The organism is Neobacillus sp. YIM B06451 (assembly GCF_032667185.1).
Taxonomy (GTDB): domain Bacteria; phylum Bacillota; class Bacilli; order Bacillales; family Cytobacillaceae; genus Bacillus_D.
Window position 1 is genome coordinate 1 of sequence record NZ_JAVFKJ010000008.1, and the last position, 24,249, is coordinate 24,249.

At 44.9% G+C, this 24,249-nt stretch carries 25 protein-coding genes and 1 other annotated feature; of the genes, 4 read left to right on the plus strand and 21 right to left on the minus strand.

Annotation, left to right across the window (positions count from 1 at the left end; translation table 11 throughout):
* Nucleotides 1–13: 13 nt before the first annotated feature.
* From RB160_RS14160 to RB160_RS14185, 6 genes are all read right to left on the minus strand, one after another.
* Complete coding sequence (locus RB160_RS14160) at nucleotides 14–451, minus strand: hypothetical protein (protein ID WP_316571074.1); 438 nt, start codon at nucleotides 449–451, stop codon at nucleotides 14–16.
* Nucleotides 452–642: 191 nt separating this feature from the next.
* On the minus strand, nucleotides 643–1,575 hold the full coding sequence (locus RB160_RS14165) for an ABC transporter ATP-binding protein (protein ID WP_316571075.1): 933 nt from the start codon (nucleotides 1,573–1,575) through the stop codon (nucleotides 643–645).
* On the minus strand, nucleotides 1,576–2,643 hold the full coding sequence (locus RB160_RS14170) for an ABC transporter ATP-binding protein (RefSeq protein ID WP_316571076.1): 1,068 nt from the start codon (nucleotides 2,641–2,643) through the stop codon (nucleotides 1,576–1,578).
* Nucleotides 2,644–2,656: 13 nt separating this feature from the next.
* Nucleotides 2,657–3,571 carry an ABC transporter permease gene (locus RB160_RS14175; protein ID WP_316571077.1) on the minus strand — a complete coding sequence of 305 codons (915 nt, stop codon included), beginning with the start codon at nucleotides 3,569–3,571 and terminating at the stop codon, nucleotides 2,657–2,659.
* Nucleotides 3,572–3,573: 2 nt separating this feature from the next.
* Complete coding sequence (locus tag RB160_RS14180; RefSeq protein WP_316571078.1) at nucleotides 3,574–4,509, minus strand: ABC transporter permease; 936 nt, start codon at nucleotides 4,507–4,509, stop codon at nucleotides 3,574–3,576.
* Nucleotides 4,510–4,788: 279 nt separating this feature from the next.
* On the minus strand, nucleotides 4,789–6,423 hold the full coding sequence (locus RB160_RS14185) for a peptide ABC transporter substrate-binding protein (protein WP_316571079.1): 1,635 nt from the start codon (nucleotides 6,421–6,423) through the stop codon (nucleotides 4,789–4,791).
* A 464-nt stretch (nucleotides 6,424–6,887) separates the two neighbouring features.
* Nucleotides 6,888–7,107, plus strand: a binding site (T-box leader).
* A gap of 60 nt (nucleotides 7,108–7,167) precedes the next feature.
* Between RB160_RS14185 and trpS the strand changes: the two genes are divergently transcribed.
* On the plus strand, nucleotides 7,168–8,160 hold the full coding sequence (gene trpS / locus RB160_RS14190; protein ID WP_316571080.1) for a tryptophan--tRNA ligase: 993 nt from the start codon (nucleotides 7,168–7,170) through the stop codon (nucleotides 8,158–8,160).
* A 221-nt stretch (nucleotides 8,161–8,381) separates the two neighbouring features.
* Here the strand turns inward: trpS and RB160_RS14195 are convergent, their stop codons facing one another.
* The 10 genes from RB160_RS14195 to RB160_RS14240 form a co-directional block, all read right to left on the minus strand.
* A complete protein-coding gene (locus RB160_RS14195) occupies nucleotides 8,382–9,128 on the minus strand; it encodes a YjbA family protein (RefSeq protein WP_316571081.1) in 747 nt (248 codons plus the stop codon).
* A gap of 88 nt (nucleotides 9,129–9,216) precedes the next feature.
* Nucleotides 9,217–9,432: a YuzI family membrane protein gene (locus RB160_RS14200; protein WP_316571082.1), complete on the minus strand. Its 216-nt coding sequence runs from the start codon at nucleotides 9,430–9,432 to the stop codon at nucleotides 9,217–9,219.
* 149 nt (nucleotides 9,433–9,581) lie between these two features.
* Nucleotides 9,582–10,493 (minus strand): oligopeptide ABC transporter permease, encoded by a 912-nt coding sequence (opp4C, locus tag RB160_RS14205; RefSeq protein ID WP_316571083.1) that lies wholly within the window; start codon nucleotides 10,491–10,493, stop codon nucleotides 9,582–9,584.
* A 13-nt stretch (nucleotides 10,494–10,506) separates the two neighbouring features.
* Entirely contained in the window at nucleotides 10,507–11,472 is a 966-nt protein-coding gene (gene opp4B / locus RB160_RS14210) for an oligopeptide ABC transporter permease (protein WP_316571084.1), read from the minus strand.
* Between the two features lie 269 nt (nucleotides 11,473–11,741).
* Complete coding sequence (opp4A, locus tag RB160_RS14215; RefSeq protein WP_316571085.1) at nucleotides 11,742–13,448, minus strand: oligopeptide ABC transporter substrate-binding protein; 1,707 nt, start codon at nucleotides 13,446–13,448, stop codon at nucleotides 11,742–11,744.
* An 87-nt stretch (nucleotides 13,449–13,535) separates the two neighbouring features.
* Entirely contained in the window at nucleotides 13,536–14,537 is a 1,002-nt protein-coding gene (locus RB160_RS14220; RefSeq protein ID WP_316571234.1) for an ABC transporter ATP-binding protein, read from the minus strand.
* Nucleotides 14,538–14,542: 5 nt separating this feature from the next.
* Nucleotides 14,543–15,571, minus strand: coding sequence for an ABC transporter ATP-binding protein (locus tag RB160_RS14225; RefSeq protein WP_316571086.1), 1,029 nt, complete (start codon nucleotides 15,569–15,571; stop codon nucleotides 14,543–14,545).
* Nucleotides 15,572–15,741: 170 nt separating this feature from the next.
* Nucleotides 15,742–16,512, minus strand: a complete 771-nt coding sequence (locus RB160_RS14230; protein ID WP_316571087.1) for a DUF2268 domain-containing putative Zn-dependent protease — start codon at nucleotides 16,510–16,512, stop codon at nucleotides 15,742–15,744.
* Nucleotides 16,513–16,669: 157 nt separating this feature from the next.
* Nucleotides 16,670–17,908 (minus strand): beta-ketoacyl-ACP synthase II, encoded by a 1,239-nt coding sequence (gene fabF, locus RB160_RS14235; RefSeq protein WP_316571088.1) that lies wholly within the window; start codon nucleotides 17,906–17,908, stop codon nucleotides 16,670–16,672.
* Between the two features lie 45 nt (nucleotides 17,909–17,953).
* The gene (locus tag RB160_RS14240; protein ID WP_316571089.1) at nucleotides 17,954–18,886 is read right to left on the minus strand and encodes a beta-ketoacyl-ACP synthase III; all 933 of its coding nucleotides are present in this window, start codon (nucleotides 18,884–18,886) and stop codon (nucleotides 17,954–17,956) included.
* A 193-nt stretch (nucleotides 18,887–19,079) separates the two neighbouring features.
* Between RB160_RS14240 and RB160_RS14245 the strand changes: the two genes are divergently transcribed.
* Nucleotides 19,080–19,328: a hypothetical protein gene (locus tag RB160_RS14245; protein WP_316571090.1), complete on the plus strand. Its 249-nt coding sequence runs from the start codon at nucleotides 19,080–19,082 to the stop codon at nucleotides 19,326–19,328.
* Between the two features lie 152 nt (nucleotides 19,329–19,480).
* On the opposite strand, the gene RB160_RS14250 is transcribed toward RB160_RS14245, so the two are convergent.
* Together RB160_RS14250 and RB160_RS14255 are read right to left on the minus strand one after the other, a co-directional pair.
* On the minus strand, nucleotides 19,481–20,134 hold the full coding sequence (locus RB160_RS14250) for a hypothetical protein (RefSeq protein ID WP_316571091.1): 654 nt from the start codon (nucleotides 20,132–20,134) through the stop codon (nucleotides 19,481–19,483).
* A gap of 141 nt (nucleotides 20,135–20,275) precedes the next feature.
* Complete coding sequence (locus RB160_RS14255; RefSeq protein WP_316571092.1) at nucleotides 20,276–21,007, minus strand: alpha/beta fold hydrolase; 732 nt, start codon at nucleotides 21,005–21,007, stop codon at nucleotides 20,276–20,278.
* A 172-nt stretch (nucleotides 21,008–21,179) separates the two neighbouring features.
* Between RB160_RS14255 and RB160_RS14260 the strand changes: the two genes are divergently transcribed.
* Nucleotides 21,180–21,362 (plus strand): YjzD family protein, encoded by a 183-nt coding sequence (locus RB160_RS14260; protein WP_316571093.1) that lies wholly within the window; start codon nucleotides 21,180–21,182, stop codon nucleotides 21,360–21,362.
* A 233-nt stretch (nucleotides 21,363–21,595) separates the two neighbouring features.
* On the opposite strand, the gene RB160_RS14265 is transcribed toward RB160_RS14260, so the two are convergent.
* The gene (locus RB160_RS14265; RefSeq protein WP_316571094.1) at nucleotides 21,596–21,775 is read right to left on the minus strand and encodes a YjzC family protein; all 180 of its coding nucleotides are present in this window, start codon (nucleotides 21,773–21,775) and stop codon (nucleotides 21,596–21,598) included.
* Nucleotides 21,776–22,023: 248 nt separating this feature from the next.
* Between RB160_RS14265 and RB160_RS14270 the strand changes: the two genes are divergently transcribed.
* Nucleotides 22,024–22,716 (plus strand): Crp/Fnr family transcriptional regulator, encoded by a 693-nt coding sequence (locus RB160_RS14270; protein ID WP_316571095.1) that lies wholly within the window; start codon nucleotides 22,024–22,026, stop codon nucleotides 22,714–22,716.
* Between the two features lie 97 nt (nucleotides 22,717–22,813).
* Here the strand turns inward: RB160_RS14270 and RB160_RS14275 are convergent, their stop codons facing one another.
* Nucleotides 22,814–23,536, minus strand: a complete 723-nt coding sequence (locus tag RB160_RS14275) for a YwiC-like family protein (RefSeq protein WP_316571096.1) — start codon at nucleotides 23,534–23,536, stop codon at nucleotides 22,814–22,816.
* Nucleotides 23,537–23,648: 112 nt separating this feature from the next.
* Complete coding sequence (locus tag RB160_RS14280) at nucleotides 23,649–24,098, minus strand: respiratory nitrate reductase subunit gamma (protein WP_316571097.1); 450 nt, start codon at nucleotides 24,096–24,098, stop codon at nucleotides 23,649–23,651.
* Nucleotides 24,099–24,249: the final 151 nt, after the last annotated feature.

Genomic DNA, 24,249 nt, shown 5'->3' on the forward strand with positions numbered 1-24,249 from the left:
ATGACCTTTTTTTTTACACAATTATATGGACTTTATCACTTATCCTGATTTGAGTGACTTCCTTTCCGGGTTTTACCCAAACAAAGTCACTTATCCGGATTTGAGTGACTTCCTTTCCGGATTTTAGCCAAACAAAGTCACTCATCTTGATTTGAGTGACTTCCTTTCCGGATTTTAGCCAAACAAAGTCACTTATCCTGATTTGAGTGACTTCCTTTCCGAGTTTTGCCCAAACAAAGTCACTTATCCGGATTTGAGTGACTTCCTTTCTCGATTTTGCCCAAACAAAGTCACTTATCCTGATTTGAGTGACTTCCATTCCGGGTTTTACCCAAACAAAGTCACTCATTCTGATTTGAGTGACTTCCTTTCCGAGTTTTGCCCAAACAAAGTCACTTATCCTGATTTGAGTGACTTCCTTTCCGGATTTTACCCAAACAATGTCACTCATGCGGATTTGAGTGACTTCAATTCCGGAACACGCTTGAACTTTGATTTTGTCTCTCGAATGTCACCCTTTCATAAATCAAGTACGCGCTGACCAATAGAAAAACGACCCTTAGTGGGCCGTTTTCTTTGTTAATACTTTTAGTTTTTCAAAAGGATCTCTCCCGAACTTGGAAAGTCAGTCAGTAAAGCCTGCTATTTGTACTGAGCCTTGTACTGCTCGAATTCCTTCTTGGAGCAATAAACAAAGTGGCCTGGAGCAACTTCCCTCATCTCAAGTTCTTCATTCTCTTCATACTTATGGACACTTGGGTCATAAGGAATCCTTTTCCTTGTGCGTTCACTGTCCGGATCCGGTAGTGGAATCGCAGATAGGAGCGATCTAGTATACGGATGCAGCGGGTTTTTATACAATTCTTCCGCTGGTGCCAATTCAACCAGCTTCCCGAAGTACATAACGCCAATCCTGTCGCTGATGTACTTGACCATGGACAGGTCGTGGGCGATGAACAGATACGTCAAGCCCTTTTCCTTCTGCAATTTTTTCAAAAGGTTGACAACCTGTGCCTGGATGGACACGTCAAGTGCTGAAATTGGTTCATCCGCGATGATAAAGTCCGGCTCCACAGCAAGTGCACGTGCAATCCCGATACGCTGCCTTTGGCCACCGGAAAATTCATGCGGATAACGGTTTGCGTGTTCCTTGTTCAAGCCGACCGTCTCAAGCAATTCATATACCCTCTCCATCCTTGCTTTCCTGCCCTTGGCAAGGCCGTGGATATCGATTCCTTCGGCAATGATATCGGCCACTGTCATCCTTGGGTTTAGGGAAGCATATGGATCCTGGAAAATCATTTGCATTTTCCGGTTGAATTCTTTTAACTTCTTAGTCGATTTATGGCCGTGGACATCCTCGCCATTAAACAGTACCTGGCCATCAGTTGCGTCATAGAGGCGGATAATGGTCCTGCCGGTTGTTGATTTTCCACATCCGGACTCCCCTACCAAACCAAGTGTTTCACCTTTGTAAATATCGAATGATATGCCATCAACAGCCTTAACCATATTTGGCCGTCCAACATTGAAGTACTGTTTCAGGTTTTTTATTTCAACCAATTTCTCAGCCATCTATTTCCCCTCCTTGACAAGCCTTGGCTCATCGAACGTAGAGGCCAGCTTCCTCATCCGTTTCTTCACTGCATCAGGCGGCTCGACCTTTGGTGCATCGGGATGAAGGAGCCAAGTTTTAGCGAAATGCGTTTCCGAAATTTGGAACAACGGCGGCTCTTGCTCAAAATCAATAGCCATAGCATACGGGTTCCTTGCCGCAAACGCATCGCCTTTTGGCGGGTTTGTCAGGTCCGGTGGCGTTCCCGGGATAGCCGCAAGTTCGGATTTATCGTCACTGTCCAAGCTTGGCATGGACGCAAGCAGTCCCCATGTATACGGGTGGCGCGGATCATAGAAGATTTCATCCACCGTTCCCATTTCAACGATTTGGCCTGCATACATAACGACAACCCTATCGGCAACGTTAGCCACGACACCAAGGTCGTGCGTTATGAAGATAATGGAAGTATCCATCTTGTTTTGTAAGTCTTTCATAAGGTCCAGGATTTGCGCCTGGATGGTAACGTCAAGTGCTGTAGTCGGCTCGTCGGCAATTAGGAGCTGCGGATTCGCCGCAAGGGCAATCGCAATCATCGCCCGCTGTCTCATACCGCCGGAAAACTCATGCGGATACTGGTTGACGCGCCGTTCAGGCATAGGAATCCCTACGAGGCGCAGCATTTCCACCGCCCGTTCCTTTGCGGCGGCTGTGCTCATATTTTGGTGCTTAATTAGCCCCTCCATGATTTGGCGTCCGATTTTCATCGTAGGATTCAGGGAAGTCATTGGATCCTGGAAAATCATGCTTATTTCTTTTCCTCGGATTTTTTCCATTTGCTTTTCCTTTTTTGGAACGATGTCTTCCCCATTGAAGAGGATTTGTCCGCCTGTGATTTTACCCGGAGGCATTGGAATCAGCTTCATAATCGTTTGTGCCGTAACACTTTTTCCTGAGCCAGATTCCCCTACAATCGCAAGGGTTTCACCTTTTTTCAAGTCAAAGCTTACTCCGCGGACAGCTTTGACGTCTCCGCCATAAGTCTGGAATGAGACTTCCAGGTTTTTTACTTCAAGCAATTTCGTCATTTCTCATTCCCCCTTATTTCCGTAGTCTTGGATCCAATGCGTCTCGCAATCCGTCACCGATTACGTTGAAGGCAAAGATGGTTAAACAGATGAACGTAGCCGGGAAGAACAAGCGCCATGGATAATATTTAAGGGCCGGTAGTCCATCGGACGCCATTGTTCCCCAGCTCGCAAGCGGAGGCGTCAATCCAAGTCCCAAATAACTCAGGAATGATTCCGTAAAAATAGCGGATGGAACTGATAACGTCATTGTTACGAGAATAGGCCCCATTGTATTCGGAATGAGGTGCTTGCTCATAATCCTCGGCAAATCGGCTCCTAGTGTCCTTGATGCAAGCACGAACTCCTGGTTTTTCAGGGAGAGTACCTGCCCACGGACAATCCGGGCCATATTGATCCAGCCTGTTATTGTCATTGCCAGGATCATTGTTCCGACTCCTTGTCCAAGAACAACCATCAATAGGATAACTAGCAGCAAATACGGAACACCCCAAAGGATATCCGCAAAACGCATCATCATATCGTCGGTTCGGCCGCCCTTATAGCCAGCAAGGCCGCCATAGAATACGCCGATGAAAAAGTCGACCAAGGCCGCCGCAACGCCGATGAACAATGAAATCCTTGCACCGAACCATGTACGCGCGAACACATCGCGGCCAAGATCGTCGGTGCCAAACCAATGCTCACTGCTTGGCGCCTTATTCGTATTCATCAAATCGTTAGTTGAATAATCATGCTCTGTCATATGTGGTCCAAAGATTGCCATGAAAATCAAAAGGATCAGGAGAACAATACCAAACATGGCAAGCTTGTTTTTACGGAAACGGATAGAAACATCTTTCCAGAAAGAAAGGCTCGGTTTCGAAATCTTTTCCGCTTCGTGTGCCTTAGATCCGACAATCTGGAATTTATCTTTTGAAATCTGCATTGTTATTCTCCTTTCCTTCCGCCGGCCAGTTTAATCCGCGGATCAATCAAGCCATACGCGATGTCGACGAGGAGAATGGCCGAGAGCAAAATGATACTGTAGAATACGGTAACACCCATGATAACTGTATAATCGCGGTTGGTGATTGATGTTACAAAGTGGGACCCGAGTCCTGGTATACCAAAAATCCTCTCGATGACAAAGCTACCTGTAATGACACCTGCGGAAAGCGGGCCCAAATACGTAACAACAGGAAGCAGGGCATTCCTGATCGCATGCTTCACAGTGATCGCCCTTTCACTAAGCCCTTTCGCCTTTGCCGTACGGATATAGTCATTTGACATTACTTCCAACATGCTCGAGCGGGTCAAGCGTGCAATAAACGCCATTGGCGTGGATGCAAGTGCCAGGGCTGGCAAAATCGTATGGGCAAAAGAATCCCAGCGTGCCACCGGCAGAATCTGCAGTTTGATGGAAAAAATGTATTGAAGGACGGATGCCATAATAAAGGATGGAACGGAAATGCCCATTACCGCAAATATCATTGCGCTATAGTCCTGCCATTTATTATGCCTTAACGCGGCAATAATCCCGAGGAGGACCCCAAGCGACACAGCAATTAAAATGGCTTCAAGCCCAAGGGCAAGTGAAACAGGGAACCCTGTCTCAATCAGGTCGTTAACGGTCCGTGCCTTGTACTTAAATGATGGGCCGAAATCCCATTGGGCAATCCTGCCCAAATATTCTCCGTATTGAACATACCATGGCTGGTCCAAACCGTAATGCTCATTTAAAGCTTTTTCAATTTCAGGAGGCAACTGTTTTTCTGATGTAAACGGATTGCCTGGTGCCAGCCTCATTAAAAAAAACGTGGCCGTAATGATCAAGTAAAGGGAAAGTAACATAAAAACCAATCTTCTAAAGATGTATCTAACCAAAAGTGCCCACCTCCATTGTTTGCCCTTTATCTTCTCCTAAAAATCAAATATTGACAATTTTTAAGAATAGGTAAAGAGTCTGCCGGAATTGGATTTATTTTCAAAACACTCTGAAAGCCTAGAAAAACTTGGCATCTATACGCCAAGTCCTAAAGGAGCATGCCTAATTTTTTCTATACTTCAGAATATTTCTCTAATATATCCTATATCAGAAAGGAAGGTATATGGGAACCGTAACCCCATATACCTACCTAAGTTGTATACCATATTCGGTTTTGCTTATTCGAACTTAGCCCACTTCAGCTGGACATCGCCAAGGCCGGATACAACTACACCCTTCAGGTTGTCTTTCTTAACCCAAACGTTTGTATAGAAGTAGATTGGGGCAGCCGGCATTTCATCCATGAAGATTGCTTCGGCTTGTTTTAGCATTTCGAGGCGCTTGTTAGCGTCGCCTTCTTTTTGGGAATCAATCAGAAGCTGTTTGTATTCTGCATTTTCCCAGAAAGTATCGTTGTTTCCGCCGTTTTTGTCGCGGTAAATTTCAAGGAAGTTGATTGGGTCGTTAAAGTCGCCAAGCCAGCCCATACGTCCGACCATGTAATCTCCCTTATGCATCTTGTCGATGTAGACAGCCCACTCGGCATTGTCCAGGGTTACTTCAACGCCAAGGTTCTTCTTCCACATATCCTGGATTGCCTGGGCAATCTTTTGGTGTGCTTCTGAAGTGTTATAGGAAAGCGTGATTGGAGGAAGCTCGGAAACATCGCTATAACCAAGTTCCTTTAGACCTTCTGCAAGGAATTCCTTCGCTTTTTCAACATCGTTATCCTTGAAATAGCCCTTTTCATTTTCCGGAATCATGGAAGGAGGTACGATTGCCATCGCAGGCACCTGTCCACCCTGTGTGATGTTTTCAACTACTGCCTGGCGGTTGATCGCGTAGGCAAGAGCTTTACGAATATTTTTATTGTTCAATGGCGGCTTTTCAGTCTGGAACTTATACCAATAAGTACCAGCGATTGGCTTAATGTTCAGGTTCCCGGCATCCTTCAGCTGCTTAAGAGCGTCTGTTGGAAGTGTACCGAACGGAGAACCAGCCCAGTCAAGCTCGCCGTTGTCGAACATGGATAGTTCGGTGTTAGGATCATTAATCATGTACATCTCGACTTTAGTCAGGCTGACAGCATCAGCATCCCAATAGTCTTCGTTCTTTTCAATAACGATTTTGTCCTGGTGAGCCCATTCAGTCATCTTGAAAGGACCATTTGATACATATGCATCGCCTGCGTCAGTGTACCAATTCGGATTCTCTGTGGCCACTTTTTCATTAACAGGGAAATAAGTGTAGAACGCAGTCAGCTCCAAGAAATATGGAGTCGGGTTCTCAAGTGTAACAACAAGAGTCTTGTCATCCTTTGCTTCTACGCCAAGAGTTTCAGGCTTTGCCTTGCCTTCGTTGATTGCCTGGCCGCCTTTAACATAGTATAGCTGGTATGCATACTGTGACTGGTTTGCTGGGTCAAGTGCCCATCTCCAGGCATAAACGAAATCATTGGCTGTTACAGAATCGCCATTTGTCCACTTCGCATCACGAAGCTTGAACGTGTATTGAGTCAGGTCGTCTGAAACCTCGATGTCTTCTGCCATCGCAGGCTGTGGCTTTCCGTCCTTGTCAATACGGGTCAAGCCTTCAAATGTCTGAAGCAATACGCCGCCTGAGGTAGCGTCGTTAGCCAATCCCGGATGCAGGGAGAATGGCTCGGAGTTGATGTTAACTTTCATTTCCTGTGGAACGTCTTCTTTCTTCTTGTCCTTATCGCCGCTGGCGCTATCGCCGCCGCCGTTGCAGGCAGCAAGGAACATGCTCATTACAATCAACATGCTGAAAAAGATAGAAAATCTTTTCTTCACAGTCTTACCCCCCTATTATTAATTTCCGCAAACGGAAGTCCGATTGTCTTTCCAGTAAACTACATTTGTATGTACGGAAAAGAATGATTTAATAGTCTGATAATTTTTGAAAAAGAAAAAATCAGCCAATTAACCAATAAAAAAAAGCGAATTTATAGCTTTGCAGATACATCTATCTCCAGAAGTTATAAACCGGCTTTTTCCAAGTTCCGGCTATAGAACATACGAATGTAATAATTGAAACACAATCGTAAAGTCGCCCGTTTGTTACGTTTATTATAAATAGTTTAATTCTTGAATGCAAGCAGGAAATTGGGACACAACCTTCTATTCCGGAATAACTTTCTAGTATTACACTGGAAGAGGTGTATGTATTTTCCTAAAATTAATCCCTTTTTGCTCCCTAACCACCTACTCCACTTGATTTTCAAGGCAATTTAATGTATTTTAATATTACAATTAATACAACGGCTTTGAGAAAGAATAGTACTGGCAGCAATTGGTTTTCAGAGAGTTTGTGGATGGTGCGAACAAACAACCGGCTGCCAGGAATGGGCTTTTGAGCTCCGGAATGGAAATTAAGTATATTCCGGCGCGTGCCAGGCGTTAACATGGCTTCCCCTACAAGGGGTAAAAGTGGCTTTTAAGCAATTAGGGTGGCACCGCGGACCATTCGTCCCTATCATGATGGGGATGAATGGTCTTTTTTTATTATTTCCCAAAAAATAACAGGAGGAAACTTCCATGAAAACAATTTTTTCGGGTATTCAGCCAAGCGGCACGATTACTCTTGGAAATTACATCGGCGCCTTAAAGCAGTTCGTGGAGCTTCAGGAGGAATATAACTGCTATTTCTGTATAGTAGACCAGCATGCGATTACCGTACCACAGGACCCCATTCAATTAAGGAAAAATATCCGCAGCCTTGCCGCTCTCTATTTGGCGGTAGGCCTGGATCCAGAACGGGCTACGCTTTTCATCCAATCCGAGGTGCCCGCACACGCGCAGGCCGGATGGATGATGCAATGCGTCTCCTATATTGGCGAACTTGAAAGAATGACTCAGTTTAAGGACAAATCCGCGGGGAAAGAAGCGGTTTCTGCTGGGCTTCTAACATATCCGCCATTAATGGTTGCCGATATCCTGCTTTACAATACAGATCTTGTACCAGTAGGCGAGGACCAAAAGCAGCATCTGGAACTGACAAGGGACCTGGCCGAAAGGTTCAATAAAAAGTACCGGGAGATTTTCACCATACCGGAAGTGCGAATTCCCGAGGTCGGCGCGAGAATCATGTCACTACAGGAACCAACAAAGAAAATGAGCAAGTCCGACCCTAACACCAAATCGTTCATTTCTATCCTTGACGAGCCAAAGCTAATTGAGAAGAAAATTAAAAGCGCTGTGACCGATTCCGATGGCATCGTAAAATACGATAAGGAAAACAAGCCAGGGGTATCGAATCTCTTGACCATTTATTCCATTCTAGGCGGAAAATCCATTCCTGAAATTGAAAAAAACTATGAAGGAAAAGGCTATGGGGAGTTTAAGGCCGATTTGGCCGAAGTCGTCATCAGTGCGCTTAAACCAATCCAGGACAGGTACCATGAATTAATGGAGTCCTCTGAACTGGACGACATCCTTGACCAAGGCGCGGAAAAAGCAAACCGGGCTGCATCGAAAATGCTAAAGAAAATGGAAAGTGCGATGGGGCTGGGCAGAAAGCGTAAAAAATAAGTTCCATTCATTAAACAAAGAGAGGCATTCCCGATTGGAAGCCTCTCTTTGTTATTTCAATATGCTTTTAAGAAACAATTTCTGCCCTACTTACTAACAGCTTATCCATTAAACACCATTCACATATTATATAGAAGAAACTCGGCATTTAATTTCTTTTTTAAAAAAAACGGCTATTCACCGAAAAAACTCTCCTCCAATATCTGGTTCTAAATTGTTGATTAATTCACCTTGGGACCGTGCTCCATTTCCCACAGTTTTTCGAAAAACGGTTGCCCTTTAATAAGATTTTCGCAGAAATGTTCATGCTTCCTGCTCCAGCCAGGCTTTACATTTGTAAAAAGCTGCTTCCATGCTTCGTCAAAATTCATTTTTTGGATTGCTTCATAATTTTCAGGCGACCATTCAGTATACCAGTAGCGGATTTCTGCTTCATTTCCTGACGACTGCAGCTGGTCGAGCGCCATGAACAAGAGCTGTTTTAATTGCCTTTCCTTTCTAGTTAACCCGGTCATTAGTTCCGGTTCAGGGGAAAGTATATGGAACTCTTTAGAATCATGTTCAGGCTTAAATTTGTAAACCGAGGGATCATGATTTTCCAGCATTTCATAAACAAGCTGTTCCTGCCTTGGAATAAGCCTGCTTTTTCTGACGGGAATATTGTATCCAATTGTGTCAACTGCCAGTATATCCATTCCGTCACTTATGACAAAACAATATTCCAATTGAATTCGCTCATGGTTTTTCCGTAAATAAGCCTTTTGATAAATATCATCGAGAAGCTGCTGAGGCAATGGCGCAAGGTCGTTTTCAATGTAACGGAACAGGATCGGCTCAATTTTTAAGAGCGGTACCTGGTCAAGCAATTCAACGCCATCATCTTTTCTCCACTCATGAAAATGGCATACATTGTAGCCATTTTCCTCTCCTTCAAACCAGTTCACCCAGACATCATGAAGATATAACATTGATCGACCCCTCACTTCAAGAATCCATTTGTCAATCAGTATAGGCAGCCTCAAGTTAAATTATTCCTTATTCGGACGATGAATCATCTCATTCATCACCATTTCGGCCGGGTAGAAATATGCTTAAAGCGACGATTGTCACGCCTATCGGAAGTAGATAGCATTCAGGCTTCTCCGATATAAATTTAAGATAGTCCCAATACCCCATACCTGCGGCGAAAACGTTAAGATATGCAACTAAACTGATACCCCCGGAAACCGAAATGCCAAAACCTGTCAGCAAGAAAAACAACCTAACAGCCATAATCCCTGTTTCTCCTGTCCATGCCGACTCTCCTGCATGTCCGCATTCTTTAACACATATGTATGATGGATTAACCGGGGTTATGTACAACCTTTGCCTGGAAGGCTTAGTTAACAGAAAAAAAATCTACCATTTTTAGATGGTAGATTTTATCTGCGTGATTTAGGGTTGAAAGCGTCTTTCAAGCCCTCTCCAATAAAGTTAATTGACAGGATTGTTGTTGTAATAATCAATGCAGGCGGCACCCAAATCCATGGTTTGCCTTTAAGCACATCCGGCTCATTTGCTGAAGATAGCATATTCCCCCAGCTTGGAACTTCCTGTGGAACCCCAAAGCCAAGGTAGCTCAAAGCGGATTCGGCTACAATCATGCCGGCAAACAAAATGGTCGCCTGAACGATAATCGTTGACATGACGTTTGGCAACAGATGCTTGGTAATAACTTTATAAGGCGAGCAACCGATCGAAACTGCTGCTGTGATGTACTCGTTCTCCTTTTCTGCGAGAATCTTGCTTCGTACAATACGCGCAACCCCGCCCCAGTTAAGGATACTAATGGTTCCAACCAGAACCCATACACCCGAAACCATTCCAAACAGGATTGCGTTTAGCACGATAACAAAAACGAGGAACGGGAAGTTCAGGATGAAATCGGTAAACCTCATTAGCAGGCTGTCAACAGTCCCTCCAAAATAGCCGGCAATAGACCCTACAAGCGTACCGAGGAATATGACAAAAAATGTACAAGAAAGGCCGACCATCAATGAAATACGTCCGCCATACAGCAGCCTAGTGAAGACATCCCTTCCGCTCTTATCCGTACCGAGCCAATGGTCTGCTGACGGTTTTAGCGACATTTCACCGATATTGATCCTGGAAACATCAGCGGTCGTAATAAATGGTGCCAGGAATGAAAGGATACTTACTATCGATAAGAAAACAAGGCTTACCATTGCCAGTTTGTTCTTCAGGAATTTTTTACGGGCAAGGGCCAGTGGAGATAAACTTCTTTTCGGCGGCCCTACATTCAATTCTGTTTTTTTTCCAGTTGCAATTTCCATTATCTGTCCCTCCTTAATCCAGCCTGATACGCGGATCGACTACGCCGTATAGGATATCCGCAACAAGGTTGCCGACCAATGTTAAAACGGAAAACAACATGGTCAGAGCCATCATGACCGGATAATCCCTGGTATTTACTGACTGAAGGAACAGCTGGCCGATTCCGGGATAGGTAAAGATTGATTCTGTGATAATGGCGCCGCTAATAATAGCGACAATATCGAAGCCAAGGAAGGTAATAAGCGGGATAATGGAATTCCGCAAAATATGGACATTGTAAATGCGCTTTTCCGGTGTTCCTTTCGCCCTTGCAGTCCTTACAAAATCCTTGCGGCTATTTTCAATGATATCGTTCCGCAGAAACTGTGTATAACTGGCAGTACTAAGCATTCCAAGCACAAGCGCAGGAAGCAAAACGTGATGGAGCTTACTCAAATACCATTCAAACGTCCCGTTAGGTATTGTAATATCGACCGATCCATTCGACGGAAACCAGTTCAGCGAGAAGGAGAAGATATATATAGCGAATACCCCGGCAACAAATGATGGAATTGAAAGCCCGAGATAGTTAAAGCCGGCAATCAAGTTGTCTGCCGTTGTATAAGGTTTTCGGCCTGCAAATGTTCCCATCAAGAATGCAAGGATGTACGTAATCAGGATTGCCGTACCTCCAAGCATAAGGGTGTTAGGTATCTTTTCACCTATAACATCTGCAACATCAATCTTAAAACGGGTTGATTTTCCGAAATCGCCCTGAACAAAGTTGGAAATCCAGTTAAAGTACTGAACTGGAAGAGGGTCGTAATACCCCATTTTTTGCCGCATTTCCTCAATGTATTGGGGGTCTGTGTTATTCGGATCTATTTCTCCACTGAAGGAGTCCCCTGGCATTAATTTCGCCAAAGTGAAAACCACAATGGAGATAAGGAGTAACATTGGGATCATTCCCAATAATCTACGGAGCGAATACTTCAACATATGCATTCTCCTTACCTTTGCTGCGTCTTGGCCGCCGTTCACTTTCCAACAGCAATGCCCCACCTCAAAACAGTGGTACAGCAGTCTAGAGTTTTGGGAAGGGCTGGCTGCCCCAGTTTTTGGGTTGGCATCTCAATTAAAACTAACCGCGGCGGTAATCCGCGGTTAGCTTCAACCAACCATTTTAGCCAACTTTAACTGGCGGGATGAACGGTAGTAATACGGTATATCCCGTCAGCAGTCCATGCCCGCTGGCGGAAAATACCATCTTACTGCTCAAGCCACCATTCGTTCGGGCGGTTTGAACCGGAAACATCGTACTTGACGCCTTTAACGCGCTTGTTAAGGGCAACGATTTCTTCAAGCTCCGCGATTGGAAGCGCAGGAAGTTCTTCCATGAAGTGCTTTTGCCACTCAACATATAGTTCCTTACGCTTGTCGGAGTCTGTTCCAACTACTTCCATATCAAGAGCGTCTTCAAGCAACTGGTCGCTCTTCTCGCTTACCCAGCGAGGGTAGTTCCAAAGCGCATCGGACTTCCACAGGCCGGATGGATCTGGATCTGTACCAGTTGACCAGCCGCCGAAGAATACTTCCATCTTCTTGTCGGACTTTTCAAGCATATCGTAGTAAAGGCCAGCGTCTGTCATTGTCAGCTTGGATTTTAAACCAATATCTTCCCAGTACTGAGTCAATTGTTTCGCACGGGCTTCAAACGTTGGGTTTTGTGTTGCATAGTGCGAGAAGTTAACAACGAATGGCTTGCCATTTGGATCTTCACGGAAATTGTCTCCGTCTACATCCTTCCAGCCTGCATCGTCAAGGATTTGCTTCGCTTTTTCAGGATCAAATTCGAATTGCTCAAGTTCGCTATTGTCAGCCGCGATCCAGTGGTTTGTAGGAACAGGTCGGTTAACCGGCTTACCTACTCCGAAGAAGAATGCTTTTACCCACTCCTCACGGTTAATAGCATGGTACATAGCCTTACGAAGTTCAACATCTTGATACTTAGGCTCATTCATAACGTTTTTCTTGCCATCCCAGTTGCCAAGCTTGAAGCCTACATAATAATAGGAAAGGCCAGGGTATTTCACAACATTGATGTTGTCAAGGGCTTCAACTTGCTCGATGATGCTTGGATGGAAAGATGTCATGTCAAGAGTATTGTTTTGAAGTTCACCAACAGTCAGGGACGGGTCGATAACTTTCAAGACAATTTTTTCAATATGCGGTTTGCCGCCAAAGTACTCATCAAAGCGCTCAAGTTCGACGGATTCGCCAGGGACGATTTTTGAAACTTTGAATGGCCCAAGGCCGACTGGCTTTGTACGAACCTTTTCGGATGCCATCATGTCCTTAACCGCAATACCTTCGAACTCTTTGCGTGACATTGCGTATGACCAGAAGTTCTCAAGGTTGTTCACACGCGCTTTGTCAAATGTAACTTCCATTTCGTAATCGTTGAGAATCTTGATTCCGGAGATGGAATCTGCTTTGCCTTCCTTGTATTCAGGAACGCCAACTACGGTTTGGACGTTAGTGTAACGAGGGCCATCATAGTCTTTGTCAGCGAGGACTTTGATTGCGAACTCCCAGTCATGAACGGTAAGTTCTTCACCGTTATGCCATTTAACGCCCTCTTTAAGCTTGAATTTGTAAACCTTGTTATCATCTGTTTCCCATGAAGCGATATAAGGTTGGGCTTTCAAATTCTCATCATAATCGATGAGGTTTTCATCAAAGAAATCAATAACTTCAGCATCAGTTGCATTTCCATAGAAGTTCGGGTTGAATTTTCCTTCTGGTGCGGAGTCAAGCGAGTAAACAAGCGTTCCGCCATCTTTCGGCTCTTCGGAAGCTTTATCTCCGTTGTCTCCTTGTTTTTTGCCATCAGTTTTTTCTCCTCCGCTGCATGCTGCAAGGAACATGGATAAAACCAGTACAAGCGCAGACAGCCATAACCAACTTTTCTTCATTGTGGTCCCCCCATAAAAGTATTGGTAATTCGAGCGCCCGGAAAGTTTATTTGGGCACTTTTTCAAAACACGGCATTCGACGTGTTTTTAATAAAGGTGGCAAGCGACTCTGTGAGAGGGCTTCACCTCCTTTAATTCCGGCTTTGTAACCGAACATTGCTCCATTGCCATAGGGCACCGCGGATGGAACGGGCAGCCGGATGGCGGATTCAATGGGCTTGGCACATCCCCTGTCAAAATGATCCGCTCCTTCTTTTTCTTTGGATCAGGTGAAGGAATGGCGGATATCAATGCCTGGGTATAAGGATGGAGCGGTTCGGCATAAAGGCTGTCCTTTTCTGCAATTTCCACCATATTGCCAAGGTACATAACGCCGATCCGGTCACTCATATGCTTTACGACGCTCAAATCATGTGCGATAAACAAAAATGTTAAATCGAATTCTTCCTGCAAATCCTTCAACAGGTTCAATACCTGGGATTGGACAGACACGTCGAGAGCGGATACCGGCTCATCGGCAATAATTAGCTTTGGCCTTAAGGCAAGCGCCCTGGCTATACCGACCCTCTGCCTTTGCCCTCCGGAAAATTCATGTGCGTATTTATAATAGGCATCCTCCGGGAGGCCGACCTTTTCAAGAAGGTCCATTACTTCCCTTTTCAGCTCTTCCTTTGGTTTTTTCGTATAGTTATAGATTGGCTCTGCAATAATATCGCCAACCATCTGCATCGGATTAAGCGACGCATATGGATCCTGAAAAACCATCTGCATGTCCTTGCGGATATCACGGAGTGTCTTGCCGCTGATATTGGTGATATCCTGCCCGTCAAATATGATTTGCCCGTCTGTAGGCTTGAGAAGCCTCAGGATTGTCCGTCCCGCTGTCGACTTTCCGCAGCCGGACTCCCCAACAAGGCCCAGCGTTTCGCCTTTTTTGATTTCAAATGAAATATCGTCGACGGCTTTTACGTTTCCGATTGTCCTTTTGAAAAAACCACCTTTGACAGGATAATAGGTTTTAAGATTCCGGATTTCGAGCAAATTCCCTTTGCCGGCACCGGTGTTCTGTTTGCTTGCTTCTGTTGCTATACCGCTCACTGGCTAATCGCTCCTTCCTTTGGCCTGCTTGTTTCAAAGAGCAGGCAGGCTACCTTGTGCCCATCTCCGTTTTCCGCGAGAAGTGGTGTTACTGTCTGGCACTCCGGCATAGCCATTGGGCAGCGGTTGGCGAACCTGCAGCCAGTTTTTGGCATGTTTGTAATCGAAGGGACAATTCCTTGGATGGAACTAAGCCTGTCCGCCTCATCCTCCATTTTTGGAATTGCGCCAAGAAGCAGTGTTGTATATGGATGCTTCGGATTATAGAAAAGCGTTTCTACGTCGGTTTGTTCGACGATTCTTCCAGCATACATGACAATGACCTCATCACACATTTCCGCCACGACACCGAGGTCGTGCGTAATAAGAATAATGGACATGTCATTGACTTCCTGAATTTCTTTTAGAAGCTCAAGTATCTGGGCTTGTACGGTTACATCCAATGCTGTTGTCGGTTCATCTGCAATCAACAGTTTCGGCTGGCAGGCAATCGCAATTGCAATCATGACGCGCTGCCTCATCCCGCCGGACAGCTGGTGGGGATACTCATCAACAATTTTCTCCGGCCTGGAAATCCCAACGCTCTTCAACAGCGCTATCGCTTTTTGGCGCGCTTCTTGTTTGGTGATTTTCTGATGGTTCAAAATGACCTCTTGTATTTGGGATCCTATTGTAAATACAGGATTCAATGACGTCATTGGTTCTTGGAATATCATCGAGATATCCTTACCGCGTATTTTATTCACCTGATTCTCGTCCAGTTTTTCTATATGAATGTTATCGAAGACGATTTCCCCTGACTTGATCTTGCCAATTCCTTTTGGAAGAAGCTGCATGATCGAAAGGCTCATGACCGATTTCCCGCAGCCGGATTCCCCAACGATCCCGACTATCTGGCGGGGCTTAACCGAAAACGACACATTGTCGACGGCATTATAGAACGTTCCATCGATATCGAATGCTGTTTCCAGGTTTCTGACCTCCAGTAATGGTGTTCCGCTTTGCTGGATTTTTTTTGTGCTCATACGACACCTTCTTACTCAAAAATTTTCTGCCTATTCGCTATATTTAAATAAAATACTATTACAGATTTGTTACAATTGCAAGGAATATTTGTTAATTTTTATCTAGATGCTGGAAATGGAGGAAAAGCCCGTCCTTACAAGCTTTTCCTATTCAAAAAAAAGAAAAACTTTTAAAAAATGAAAGAATTACCAATAATTTTGAAAGAACTTTCTATCGTAAATCTGTGACTTTGGTAATATTTTTTGACTAAAAAGTAACCATAACAATAGCCCAAAAGTCTCGGAATTCCATTCCCGCCAAAGAGAAGCCGATCATGCTCTTTTTCTGTCTTTTTTTTGTTAAGATTATCCTGCAATAATAATTTGTAGAAGTGATTAAGTTCTTTTTCATTATATAAGGAGCACCATTCCGCCTGGTAATTTTCGCCACATTCATGGTATACTGCATATTCCGCTAGCCCTTCCATAATCATTGATTCAAGCAAGGAGTTTTCCCGGACATCTTTTGCGATAACATTTATTCTGCACGTATGATGGTATTCATGGACTAACAGTGCCTCAAGTTCCTTTTTGTCCTCGATGTGGGGAAGAAAGAGAAAGAGTTTATCTGGATAGGAGACTCCGGATTTTTGTGGTGGTGCTTTTCGTAGGAAAGCGGTTCTTTTAGCAGACGGAAAAATAAAGATTGGAATATCCGGTCCGTTCCATTTGCCACGATACTTTTTGAAGATTCCTTCCATATTTACCCATGTATTACTGTCTATAAGAAGCTGTACATCCTTCTCGATCGCTGCCGATGGTTTATACATTCCGAAAGACAATAATTCCCGGTAAATCTCCCTTGGCTTCCCTCCTGGAAAATATGGTCTAAGCCGCTCGCATATTGCTTCCGGCCGTTTCCAGTCTTCTTCAAGCCATTCGTCAGTTCGGATAATTGCCATCTTCGTATCCCCTCCGATGAAAGTGCCTCTTTCTATCCTATGGGTCCAATAGTTGAAAATTCACGATCCAGGATATAAAAAAACCAGTCTGTATGTGAATACACAGACTGGTTTGATTGGTTATTTTTCATGTGAGCCCTATCGTATTGGATAAAGCTTATTCATATTTTTTAAAAGCGAGCGTAGCATTGTGCCCGCCGAATCCGAGCGAGTTGCTGATGGCAGCCTTAATTTCGCCTGGCCTTGATTGATTTACTACATAATCCAGATCACATTCGGGATCCGGTGTTTCATAATTGATCGTCGGAGGCATGATCGAATCCCTGATTGCCAAGGCAGTGAAGATTGCCTCGACTCCGCCGGCAGCGCCTAACAAGTGGCCGGTCATCGACTTGGTTGAACTGACAGCAAGCTTGTATGCGTGTTCGCCAAACACCTCTTTAATGGCATTCGTTTCAAATCTGTCGTTATAGTCGGTGCTCGTACCGTGCGCATTAATATAATCAACGTCTTCCGGATTAAGTCCGCCATCCTCAAGAGCCATCCTCATGGCGCGGACGCCGCCTTCTCCCCCTGGTGCCGGTGCGGTGATATGGTAGGCATCACCGGTCGCTGCATATCCTACTATTTCCGCGTAAATCTTCGCGCCGCGGGCTTTCGCATGTTCCAATTCTTCAAGGACAACAATGCCAGCGCCTTCGCCCATGACAAAACCGTCCCTGTTTTTATCAAATGGCCTGCTCGCCGTTGCCGGATCAGGGTTGGTCGAAAGCGCCGTGTTCGCGCAGAATCCAGCGACAGCCATCTTCGTAATCGGCGCCTCAGTTCCACCGGTAACCATCGCATCCGCATCACCGCGCTGGATAACCTTGAACGCATCGCCTATCGAATTCGTCCCTGTGGCGCATGCGGTCACGGTGCAGGAATTGAATCCTTTCGCCCCGAGCATAATGGAAACCTGGCCAGCAGCCATGTCGGGAATCATCATTGGGACGAAGAATGGGCTTACCCTTCTATAACCCCTGTTTTGAAAAACTTCAAACTGCTGTTCAAACGTCTCCATTCCGCCGATTCCTGAACCAATCCAAACTCCTACCCGATGGGCATTCTCATCCACAATTGCCAGTCCTGAATCCTTGACGGCCATTAAGGAAGCAGCCACCGCGTATTGTGTGAACCGGTCCATTTTCCTTGCTTCTTTTTTCTCAATAAACTCTTCCGGGTTAAAATCATTGATCTGCGCCGCCACTTTAGCCGGGAAATCATCCGCGTTGATCCGTGTCAGCGGCCCAATCCCCGATTTGCCTGCAACGATATTCTTCCAGGTTGTATCGGCATCAAGTCCGAGCGGGGTTACAGCCCCTATCCCTGTAATTACTACCCTGCGTTTCGTCACGAAAAGCCATCTCCTTTTCCGTACTATTTATGTTCAGTGCAACAATTATTTTCCCCAGCGGATCGCGATGGCCCCCCAAGTGAGCCCGCCGCCAAATCCGACCATGACGACCACATCATCGTCCTTGATTTTTCCTGCCTTGACTTCATCGACCAGTGAAATTGGAATCGATGCTGCCGAAGTGTTTCCGTACTTACTAATTGTATAAGATACTTTTTCTTCAGGCAATTCCAGCCTCTGCCGGGCGGCCTCAATAATCCGGATATTTGCCTGATGGGGTACAAGGAAGTCAACGTCATCCTTTTCAAGGCCTGCTTTATGAAGGACATTGACACTGCTTTCCCCCATTTGCCGGACTGCGAATTTAAAGACTTCACGCCCATTCATAATGATGGACTCATCCTGATATAGATGTTTTCCACCTGTTCCATCTGCCCCAAGTTCAAAAGAGAGCACGCCACGGTCACCGGATACAGGCCCAAGCACAACCGCGCCCGCTCCATCACCGAAAAGTACAGCCGTGTTCCGGTCCTCCCAATTGACGATTTTTGATAATTTCTCAACTCCGACAACAAGGACGTGTTTATAAACGCTTGTTTCAATGAATTGTTTTCCTGTTACGATGCCGTACATGAATCCTGCGCATGCTGCGCTTACATCCATCGCCGCCGCATTTACTGCCCCAAGCCTTTCCTGGAGCATACAGGAAACGGAAGGGAACGGCCTGTCGGGAGTTACTGTAGCAACGAGGATCATATCGATGTCGGCTGGAGATATTCCGGCTTCCTCAATCGCCATGCTTGCAGCCTTATAAGCCATATGAGATGTATCTTCATTTTCCCCGGCAATCCTTCTCTCTTCAATGCCAGTCCTCGTCCGGATCCATTCATCGGACGTATCCATCCTCTTTTCGAGGTCAAAGTTCGTTACAACGGTTTCGGGTACATATTTTCCTAAACCAACTATGCCAGCTCGCATCGTGGCCATCTCCTTATTGTATAAAATAATCATGGTAGCTTTATTATCAAATATTATGACTTGGTACTAATTTTATCAAATAAAAAAGGCACTTTGCAATAGTTATTTGCCGGATGGCCCATTGAGTATACCTTCCCTTTACAATTTCCTTTCATATAGTAGAAGTGAGAATGGTTTTGGAAGGAGGGTGAAAATGGACGGGAATCAAAATCGGGGAGTCCCCAAAGGTGATCCGTTCACCAGGATGATGTTCGGGTCGGGCTGGGATAATGGCGGATTGACAAATGGCATGGAAGGGACAGAGCCTCCGCCCGTGGGAACCCCAATCAATTATATGCAGTTGATGGAGATCATTGATGGGATGGTAGGTCTGGCCGACCAACTTAGGCCGGTTTTTGCCGATATTTATCCTTACATCCAGCAGTTCTGGAAAAAGAAGTAGCTGCCGTTGATGGCAGCTGCTTCTATTATTAAGCAGGATTGATTAGTCATAACGTGAACTTCAGATCGATTTGGGGAATACCCAGCTGTTGAATAGGAGAACTTCTCATTGATAGGAGGGAATCCCCGCCAGTTGAAAAATCAGTTGGTTTTTCATCCCCGCCCATTAAGAGTGGGGTAAATTCCTTCGAGTATCCGAGTTCCCGTATCGCCTTTGTCAATCAGGAGCGCAATGCGTTCCGCGGCTTTATCCCAATCCGGCCCTTCTTCCCCAGCAGTAGGCAGCGTGCTTGATTTTTCAGCCGCGTTCTTCTTTCCGGTTTGCTCCATATCCGTTCCGGTAGTGCTTGGGATCGGCACGATTACCCGCAATACCTTTTCAGCCGAAGCCTCGGCAAGATCGGCAGCTTTCCTTATTGCCTCAATGTTTCGCACTTCCCGGCTGCGTTGGCCTGGCCCATTGGGCAGCAGAAGTACGACCAATGGCCACTGATGATTCAAACGAATAAGCTCTTCCAATTTCGTGCCAAGGCTTTCAGTGTGGGAAGGCGGAATTTTCCCCTCCGTATATAGGTCGTATAGGGAAAAAATAACCACTTTTTCTCCAATGAAATGTGTTTCTACAGCATCTATGGGCATTTTTACAAAATTGCTGTTCCTCCCGATTTCAAGTTCCATATTTTCCTCGGTTTCATCGGGTGAGGGACTCAAGGATATTCCTCCGACTTCATAACCCATCTCAAGCAATCGTTTGCACAGATGAAAGCCGAGCCGCTCAAATACCCCTATTATCAAAGCTTCTCCCATCCATCTCCCTCCTTCCAGCCCGGTCTCATAGTATCCTATGCAGGCTGGGATAAAAATTTGACCATTGGTTCATTCTTCTCTTCTTTTCGTCCGTACCATGTAATAGTAGCGGTTCAACTTACGCTAAAAAATAATGAAAGGCTAAAGGACCTTTTCATGCCTTGACATGAACCTTGCTATTTCCATCCCAAGCTGGCCCGCTTTTTCAGGGAGCATATACGTTTCAGTGATTGGGGGTTTCTGTTGAAGAGTGGACAGGAGATTTTTGCAGGCCCGCGCATTCTTGTAAGCCCTCCCCCCTGTCAGGATATGAAAAATCCTGATTGGGGCGCCGAAATCAAATTCAGGAAGGCTTTCCTCCTTTATTTCACGTTCCACCGTTCCTCTGTCCACTTCATGAGCCTCAGCTATTTCCCCAAGGACCTTTTTGTAAAAAAATATGTGTTCCCTTTCTTGTTCCATGTGGTACTTGAGAGACAAGATTGGATTAATGAGCACAATTGATCTGATTTTCCCCTTTAATTCTTCGGCTAGCTTCAGTGCCGCCAGAGCTCCCATCCCTTCTGCGAGTATGTGGATTTTTGGATTGAGGATTTCATTTTTCATGACAATTTCATAAAGCATGGCAGCAAGCAGGACAGCTTTTGGTGAACCCCAGTGCTTTCCGTAAAGATTTGATGTAAATAGCGTGTAGCCCGCTTCCCGAAGATTGGAGAGGATTTCCCGTTTACCGGCATTTTGGTTCCAGAAGCTGGCCTCCTCGTCGACAAAATGCCTTTCATCGCCTAAAATCAATACACCAAAGCCGGATGGTTTTACAGGGTAGTAGACAGTGCTCCATTGATTCCCAAGTTGAAAATTTCTGTTATCCATACGAAAACTCCTTCTGCCATTTTCCAGTATTAGTGTATGTAAACCAACAAAGAATGAATTGGGGCTTTTCCTCAATTCCACTCTTCATACTTCTTACGTTATTTCCTTTTGCGTTTCTTCTTTTTTCCTTATATGATAAGATGAGAAAGATAATACGCTATGAGGTGACGGTATGAAATACTTCTGGACTCTGTTTTGGGTTTTGCTTTTAGTGGAAATGCTTTCTTATGTGGTAACTTCGATGATTGGTGTTGCGTTTGACTTTAAACTTGCCGCGGTATTGGGTGTACTGACGACCATTTTAATCCTCGTTGTACCATCGATCATTCCAAATGAACCCGTAGACAATCATTAAAAAACGTTGAAGGCCATCCCGAACAGGATGACCTTTTTCATTGTTTATTCGGGGCCGCTCCAGGCTAAAACTGTTGAAAAGGCTATATGATTTCTGTTTAGAGAAATTTGTCTATTACCTCTCCATACCCGGGTTGGTTCCCGTTCAACCCACCGCTCAGAAAATTAATGTAAGATAAATACCACATTGTAAAAGCCACCCGGAATGGATGGCTTTTTCTATTTCCTATGGGGCTACGGTTTCCTCGTATACATCCATTTCCTTTCGTGATTGGACGCTTCCGGGAATGGCTGCCCTTTTTTTAAATAAATTTTCCTCGGATTGATTACCCCACTCCCAGTATCGCCAATTTCAATATAAGTACCATTGTTGGGCGCTTTCTGGCCTGGGTTAAATTGATGGTTTTGTCCCATTTACCTTCCTCCTTCCGACATCCGGGAGCATTTGAAAATGGCCCCTATCTTTATTATTCCACTCATTCGATTGCTGATTAAGGGGATATTTTGTCATTATTTCCCGAGAAATAATGTCGAATATGACGTTTGTATGAACCTTCTTCCAGTTCTATAGTTTTTTTTCTTCGTTAGCAATATAATTATAGTAATAAATGACATTTGCCCCTTGATAGCAGCAGAATTTGTGTAGAAAGTAGGTGGCCAACATGCAATCCTATGCAGGTGCGCCCGCAAAACTGACCGAATTGCTCAAGTATACCCATCATATTCAAAAAATTGAAAAAGGGCATTTCCTTTTTCAAGAAGGCTCACCGTCAAAAGAGATTTACGTCCTCTTAAGCGGTTTGGTTCAAATCAGCAAAATCATTCCCGACGGAAGAGAGTTGACTCTAAGGATTTGTTCCGAGGGGGATTTGATGGGTGAATTGAATATATTTTGCTCGACTCCAAGAAATTTATTGAGCGCCAAAGTGACCGAAAGCGGTGAAGTCGCCGTCATCATGAAAGATACCCTTGAGGCAAAGCTTGCCAGTGAACAGGCGCTCGCATTCGAATTCATGCAATGGATGAGCCAGCATTACAGAAAAACACATACGAAATTCCGCGATCTTGTCCTCCATGGGAAAAAGGGCGCCCTTTATTCAACATTGATTCGGATGGCGAACAGCTATGGCGTCAAGACAAGCAACGGCATTTTGATCGACCTTCTCCTTACAAATCAGGAAGTCGCCAATTTTTGCGGAACGTCCCGTGAGGTCGTGAACCGGCTTCTAAGCGAGTTACGAAAAAAAGGCGTCATTTCAATTAATAAAGGCATCATCACTATTCATCAGCTCGCTTATTTAAAAAAGGAAATCGACTGTGAAAACTGTCCGAAGGAAATCTGCAATATAGATTAAAAATGGGTTAGTGCCGTTCAGGCGCTTACCGAATAGAAAAGCCTGCCGGGTGCAATAGCCCGGCAGGCTTTATATTTGCGCATTTGTTTCTCCCTTTTTACGTTACTATCAGCCAGATGGTGATGAGGGAGAAAAAAATCGCCGAGTTAATAATTTCATAAATGCCAATTTGTTTCGGCGTAAGGCTCTTTCCATAAAAACCGATTGCGCGCATTAAACTCGGAAGGAAAGCGAGAGCAACAAGCCATTGCCCAAAAACGACCCACACAGCCACAACAAGCGTATGGTACGACCAGGATATCCACTTGTAGTGGATGCTCCGTTTTTCCCTAATCATCGTTTTAACAAAAAATGTGCTGCCGATAAAGAAAAGAGACGAAACGGCAAAAACGAGAAGCGCTTCTACGGTCACTTTTCCGGTATTCAGGTACGCGCTTGCAATTCCGGCTAGGGAAAAGGCAAATACCGCGCTAAAGTCATTCAGTAGGGCCCTGTCGTTATTTTTCGACGAAAAAAAGGCATTTATTGTGAAAAACGGAAGCATCATTACGCCGAACCATGCTACGGACGGCCGCTCCAAAAGAGGAAACATCAGTAGCAAAATAGCTGGCACGAGATAGATTATCGTCCATTTTGTATGAAAGCGAAGTTTCTTTCTTTTGAAAAGGAGAAGCATTGGATACGTTGATAAGTAAAGCAAAAGCCAGCCGAAGAAAAATGGAATGTGCTCCCACAGAAAACCGCCTGAGATAGCCCCTAGCCAGAATGGGAGGATGGCCATAGCCCATGCGCCATGTTGTTTTGGCATAAATAGTTTCATTTTCAACACCTCTTGCTTAGCATCTTACCTTCACTATAGAGCAACGGAAAATGCTGCAAAGTGAAATGCATCACATATTGAAGCTTAAAAGTGTCAAAAATGGCAACATCGATTAAACCCTTCGCCAACTGGCATGGCTGCTCTGTTTTTCCTTCCAGAAGGAAAACGTTTTCAATAAACGGATTGGTTTAAATACGATTGAAACATATTTAGTGAAGGAGAAAAACAGCAAAAAAGTAAATAACAAGATCACATGGATCTGCAGCAATAACGAAGCGTGCTTCAAAATCTCCATATCAGGGCTAAAGTGCAAAAAGCCAATCATCCACCCGGCCATGGCCGCCAATTCACCTGTTGCGCCATTAAACACAATCAAGCCGATCCCTGTCAGTGTCGTCAGAAGCCAGAGCATCTTTACAATCCTGTTCAAAATCATCCCCGACTTACGCTGCATATTATCAAATTGGTCCCGAGTATCATATTGCCATACAATGCCCATTCCCAAAACCGCAGCTACGGTATAAGGATAGACAAGCCAGACAAACCATTGTAACAACTCCATCCCATCAACCCCCTAAAATCCACAACCATCTCCCATTCTAACGAAGGAAACGTGACAATTCAGTGACAAAAGTAACTTATGTCGAAAAAAGTTCTCTTGACAAACAAAATGCGTAAGCGCCTTGGGCAGCCCCGACAAGCTTAAGACGGAG

Coding starts and splice junctions, on each gene's coding strand:
- RB160_RS14160 (WP_316571074.1), bottom strand. CDS start 451: ATGAGTGACATTGTTTGGGTAAAATCCGGAAAGGAAGTCACTCAAATC.
- RB160_RS14165 (WP_316571075.1), bottom strand. CDS start 1,575: ATGGCTGAGAAATTGGTTGAAATAAAAAACCTGAAACAGTACTTCAAT.
- RB160_RS14170 (WP_316571076.1), bottom strand. CDS start 2,643: ATGACGAAATTGCTTGAAGTAAAAAACCTGGAAGTCTCATTCCAGACT.
- RB160_RS14175 (WP_316571077.1), bottom strand. CDS start 3,571: ATGCAGATTTCAAAAGATAAATTCCAGATTGTCGGATCTAAGGCACAC.
- trpS (WP_316571080.1), top strand. CDS start 7,168: ATGAAAACAATTTTTTCGGGTATTCAGCCAAGCGGCACGATTACTCTT.
- RB160_RS14195 (WP_316571081.1), bottom strand. CDS start 9,128: ATGTTATATCTTCATGATGTCTGGGTGAACTGGTTTGAAGGAGAGGAA.
- RB160_RS14200 (WP_316571082.1), bottom strand. CDS start 9,432: ATGGCTGTTAGGTTGTTTTTCTTGCTGACAGGTTTTGGCATTTCGGTT.
- opp4C (WP_316571083.1), bottom strand. CDS start 10,493: ATGGAAATTGCAACTGGAAAAAAAACAGAATTGAATGTAGGGCCGCCG.
- opp4B (WP_316571084.1), bottom strand. CDS start 11,472: ATGTTGAAGTATTCGCTCCGTAGATTATTGGGAATGATCCCAATGTTA.
- opp4A (WP_316571085.1), bottom strand. CDS start 13,448: ATGAAGAAAAGTTGGTTATGGCTGTCTGCGCTTGTACTGGTTTTATCC.
- RB160_RS14225 (WP_316571086.1), bottom strand. CDS start 15,571: ATGAGCACAAAAAAAATCCAGCAAAGCGGAACACCATTACTGGAGGTC.
- RB160_RS14230 (WP_316571087.1), bottom strand. CDS start 16,512: ATGGCAATTATCCGAACTGACGAATGGCTTGAAGAAGACTGGAAACGG.
- RB160_RS14240 (WP_316571089.1), bottom strand. CDS start 18,886: ATGCGAGCTGGCATAGTTGGTTTAGGAAAATATGTACCCGAAACCGTT.
- RB160_RS14245 (WP_316571090.1), top strand. CDS start 19,080: ATGGACGGGAATCAAAATCGGGGAGTCCCCAAAGGTGATCCGTTCACC.
- RB160_RS14250 (WP_316571091.1), bottom strand. CDS start 20,134: ATGGGAGAAGCTTTGATAATAGGGGTATTTGAGCGGCTCGGCTTTCAT.
- RB160_RS14255 (WP_316571092.1), bottom strand. CDS start 21,007: ATGGATAACAGAAATTTTCAACTTGGGAATCAATGGAGCACTGTCTAC.
- RB160_RS14260 (WP_316571093.1), top strand. CDS start 21,180: ATGAAATACTTCTGGACTCTGTTTTGGGTTTTGCTTTTAGTGGAAATG.
- RB160_RS14265 (WP_316571094.1), bottom strand. CDS start 21,775: ATGGGACAAAACCATCAATTTAACCCAGGCCAGAAAGCGCCCAACAAT.
- RB160_RS14270 (WP_316571095.1), top strand. CDS start 22,024: ATGCAATCCTATGCAGGTGCGCCCGCAAAACTGACCGAATTGCTCAAG.
- RB160_RS14275 (WP_316571096.1), bottom strand. CDS start 23,536: ATGAAACTATTTATGCCAAAACAACATGGCGCATGGGCTATGGCCATC.
- RB160_RS14280 (WP_316571097.1), bottom strand. CDS start 24,098: ATGGAGTTGTTACAATGGTTTGTCTGGCTTGTCTATCCTTATACCGTA.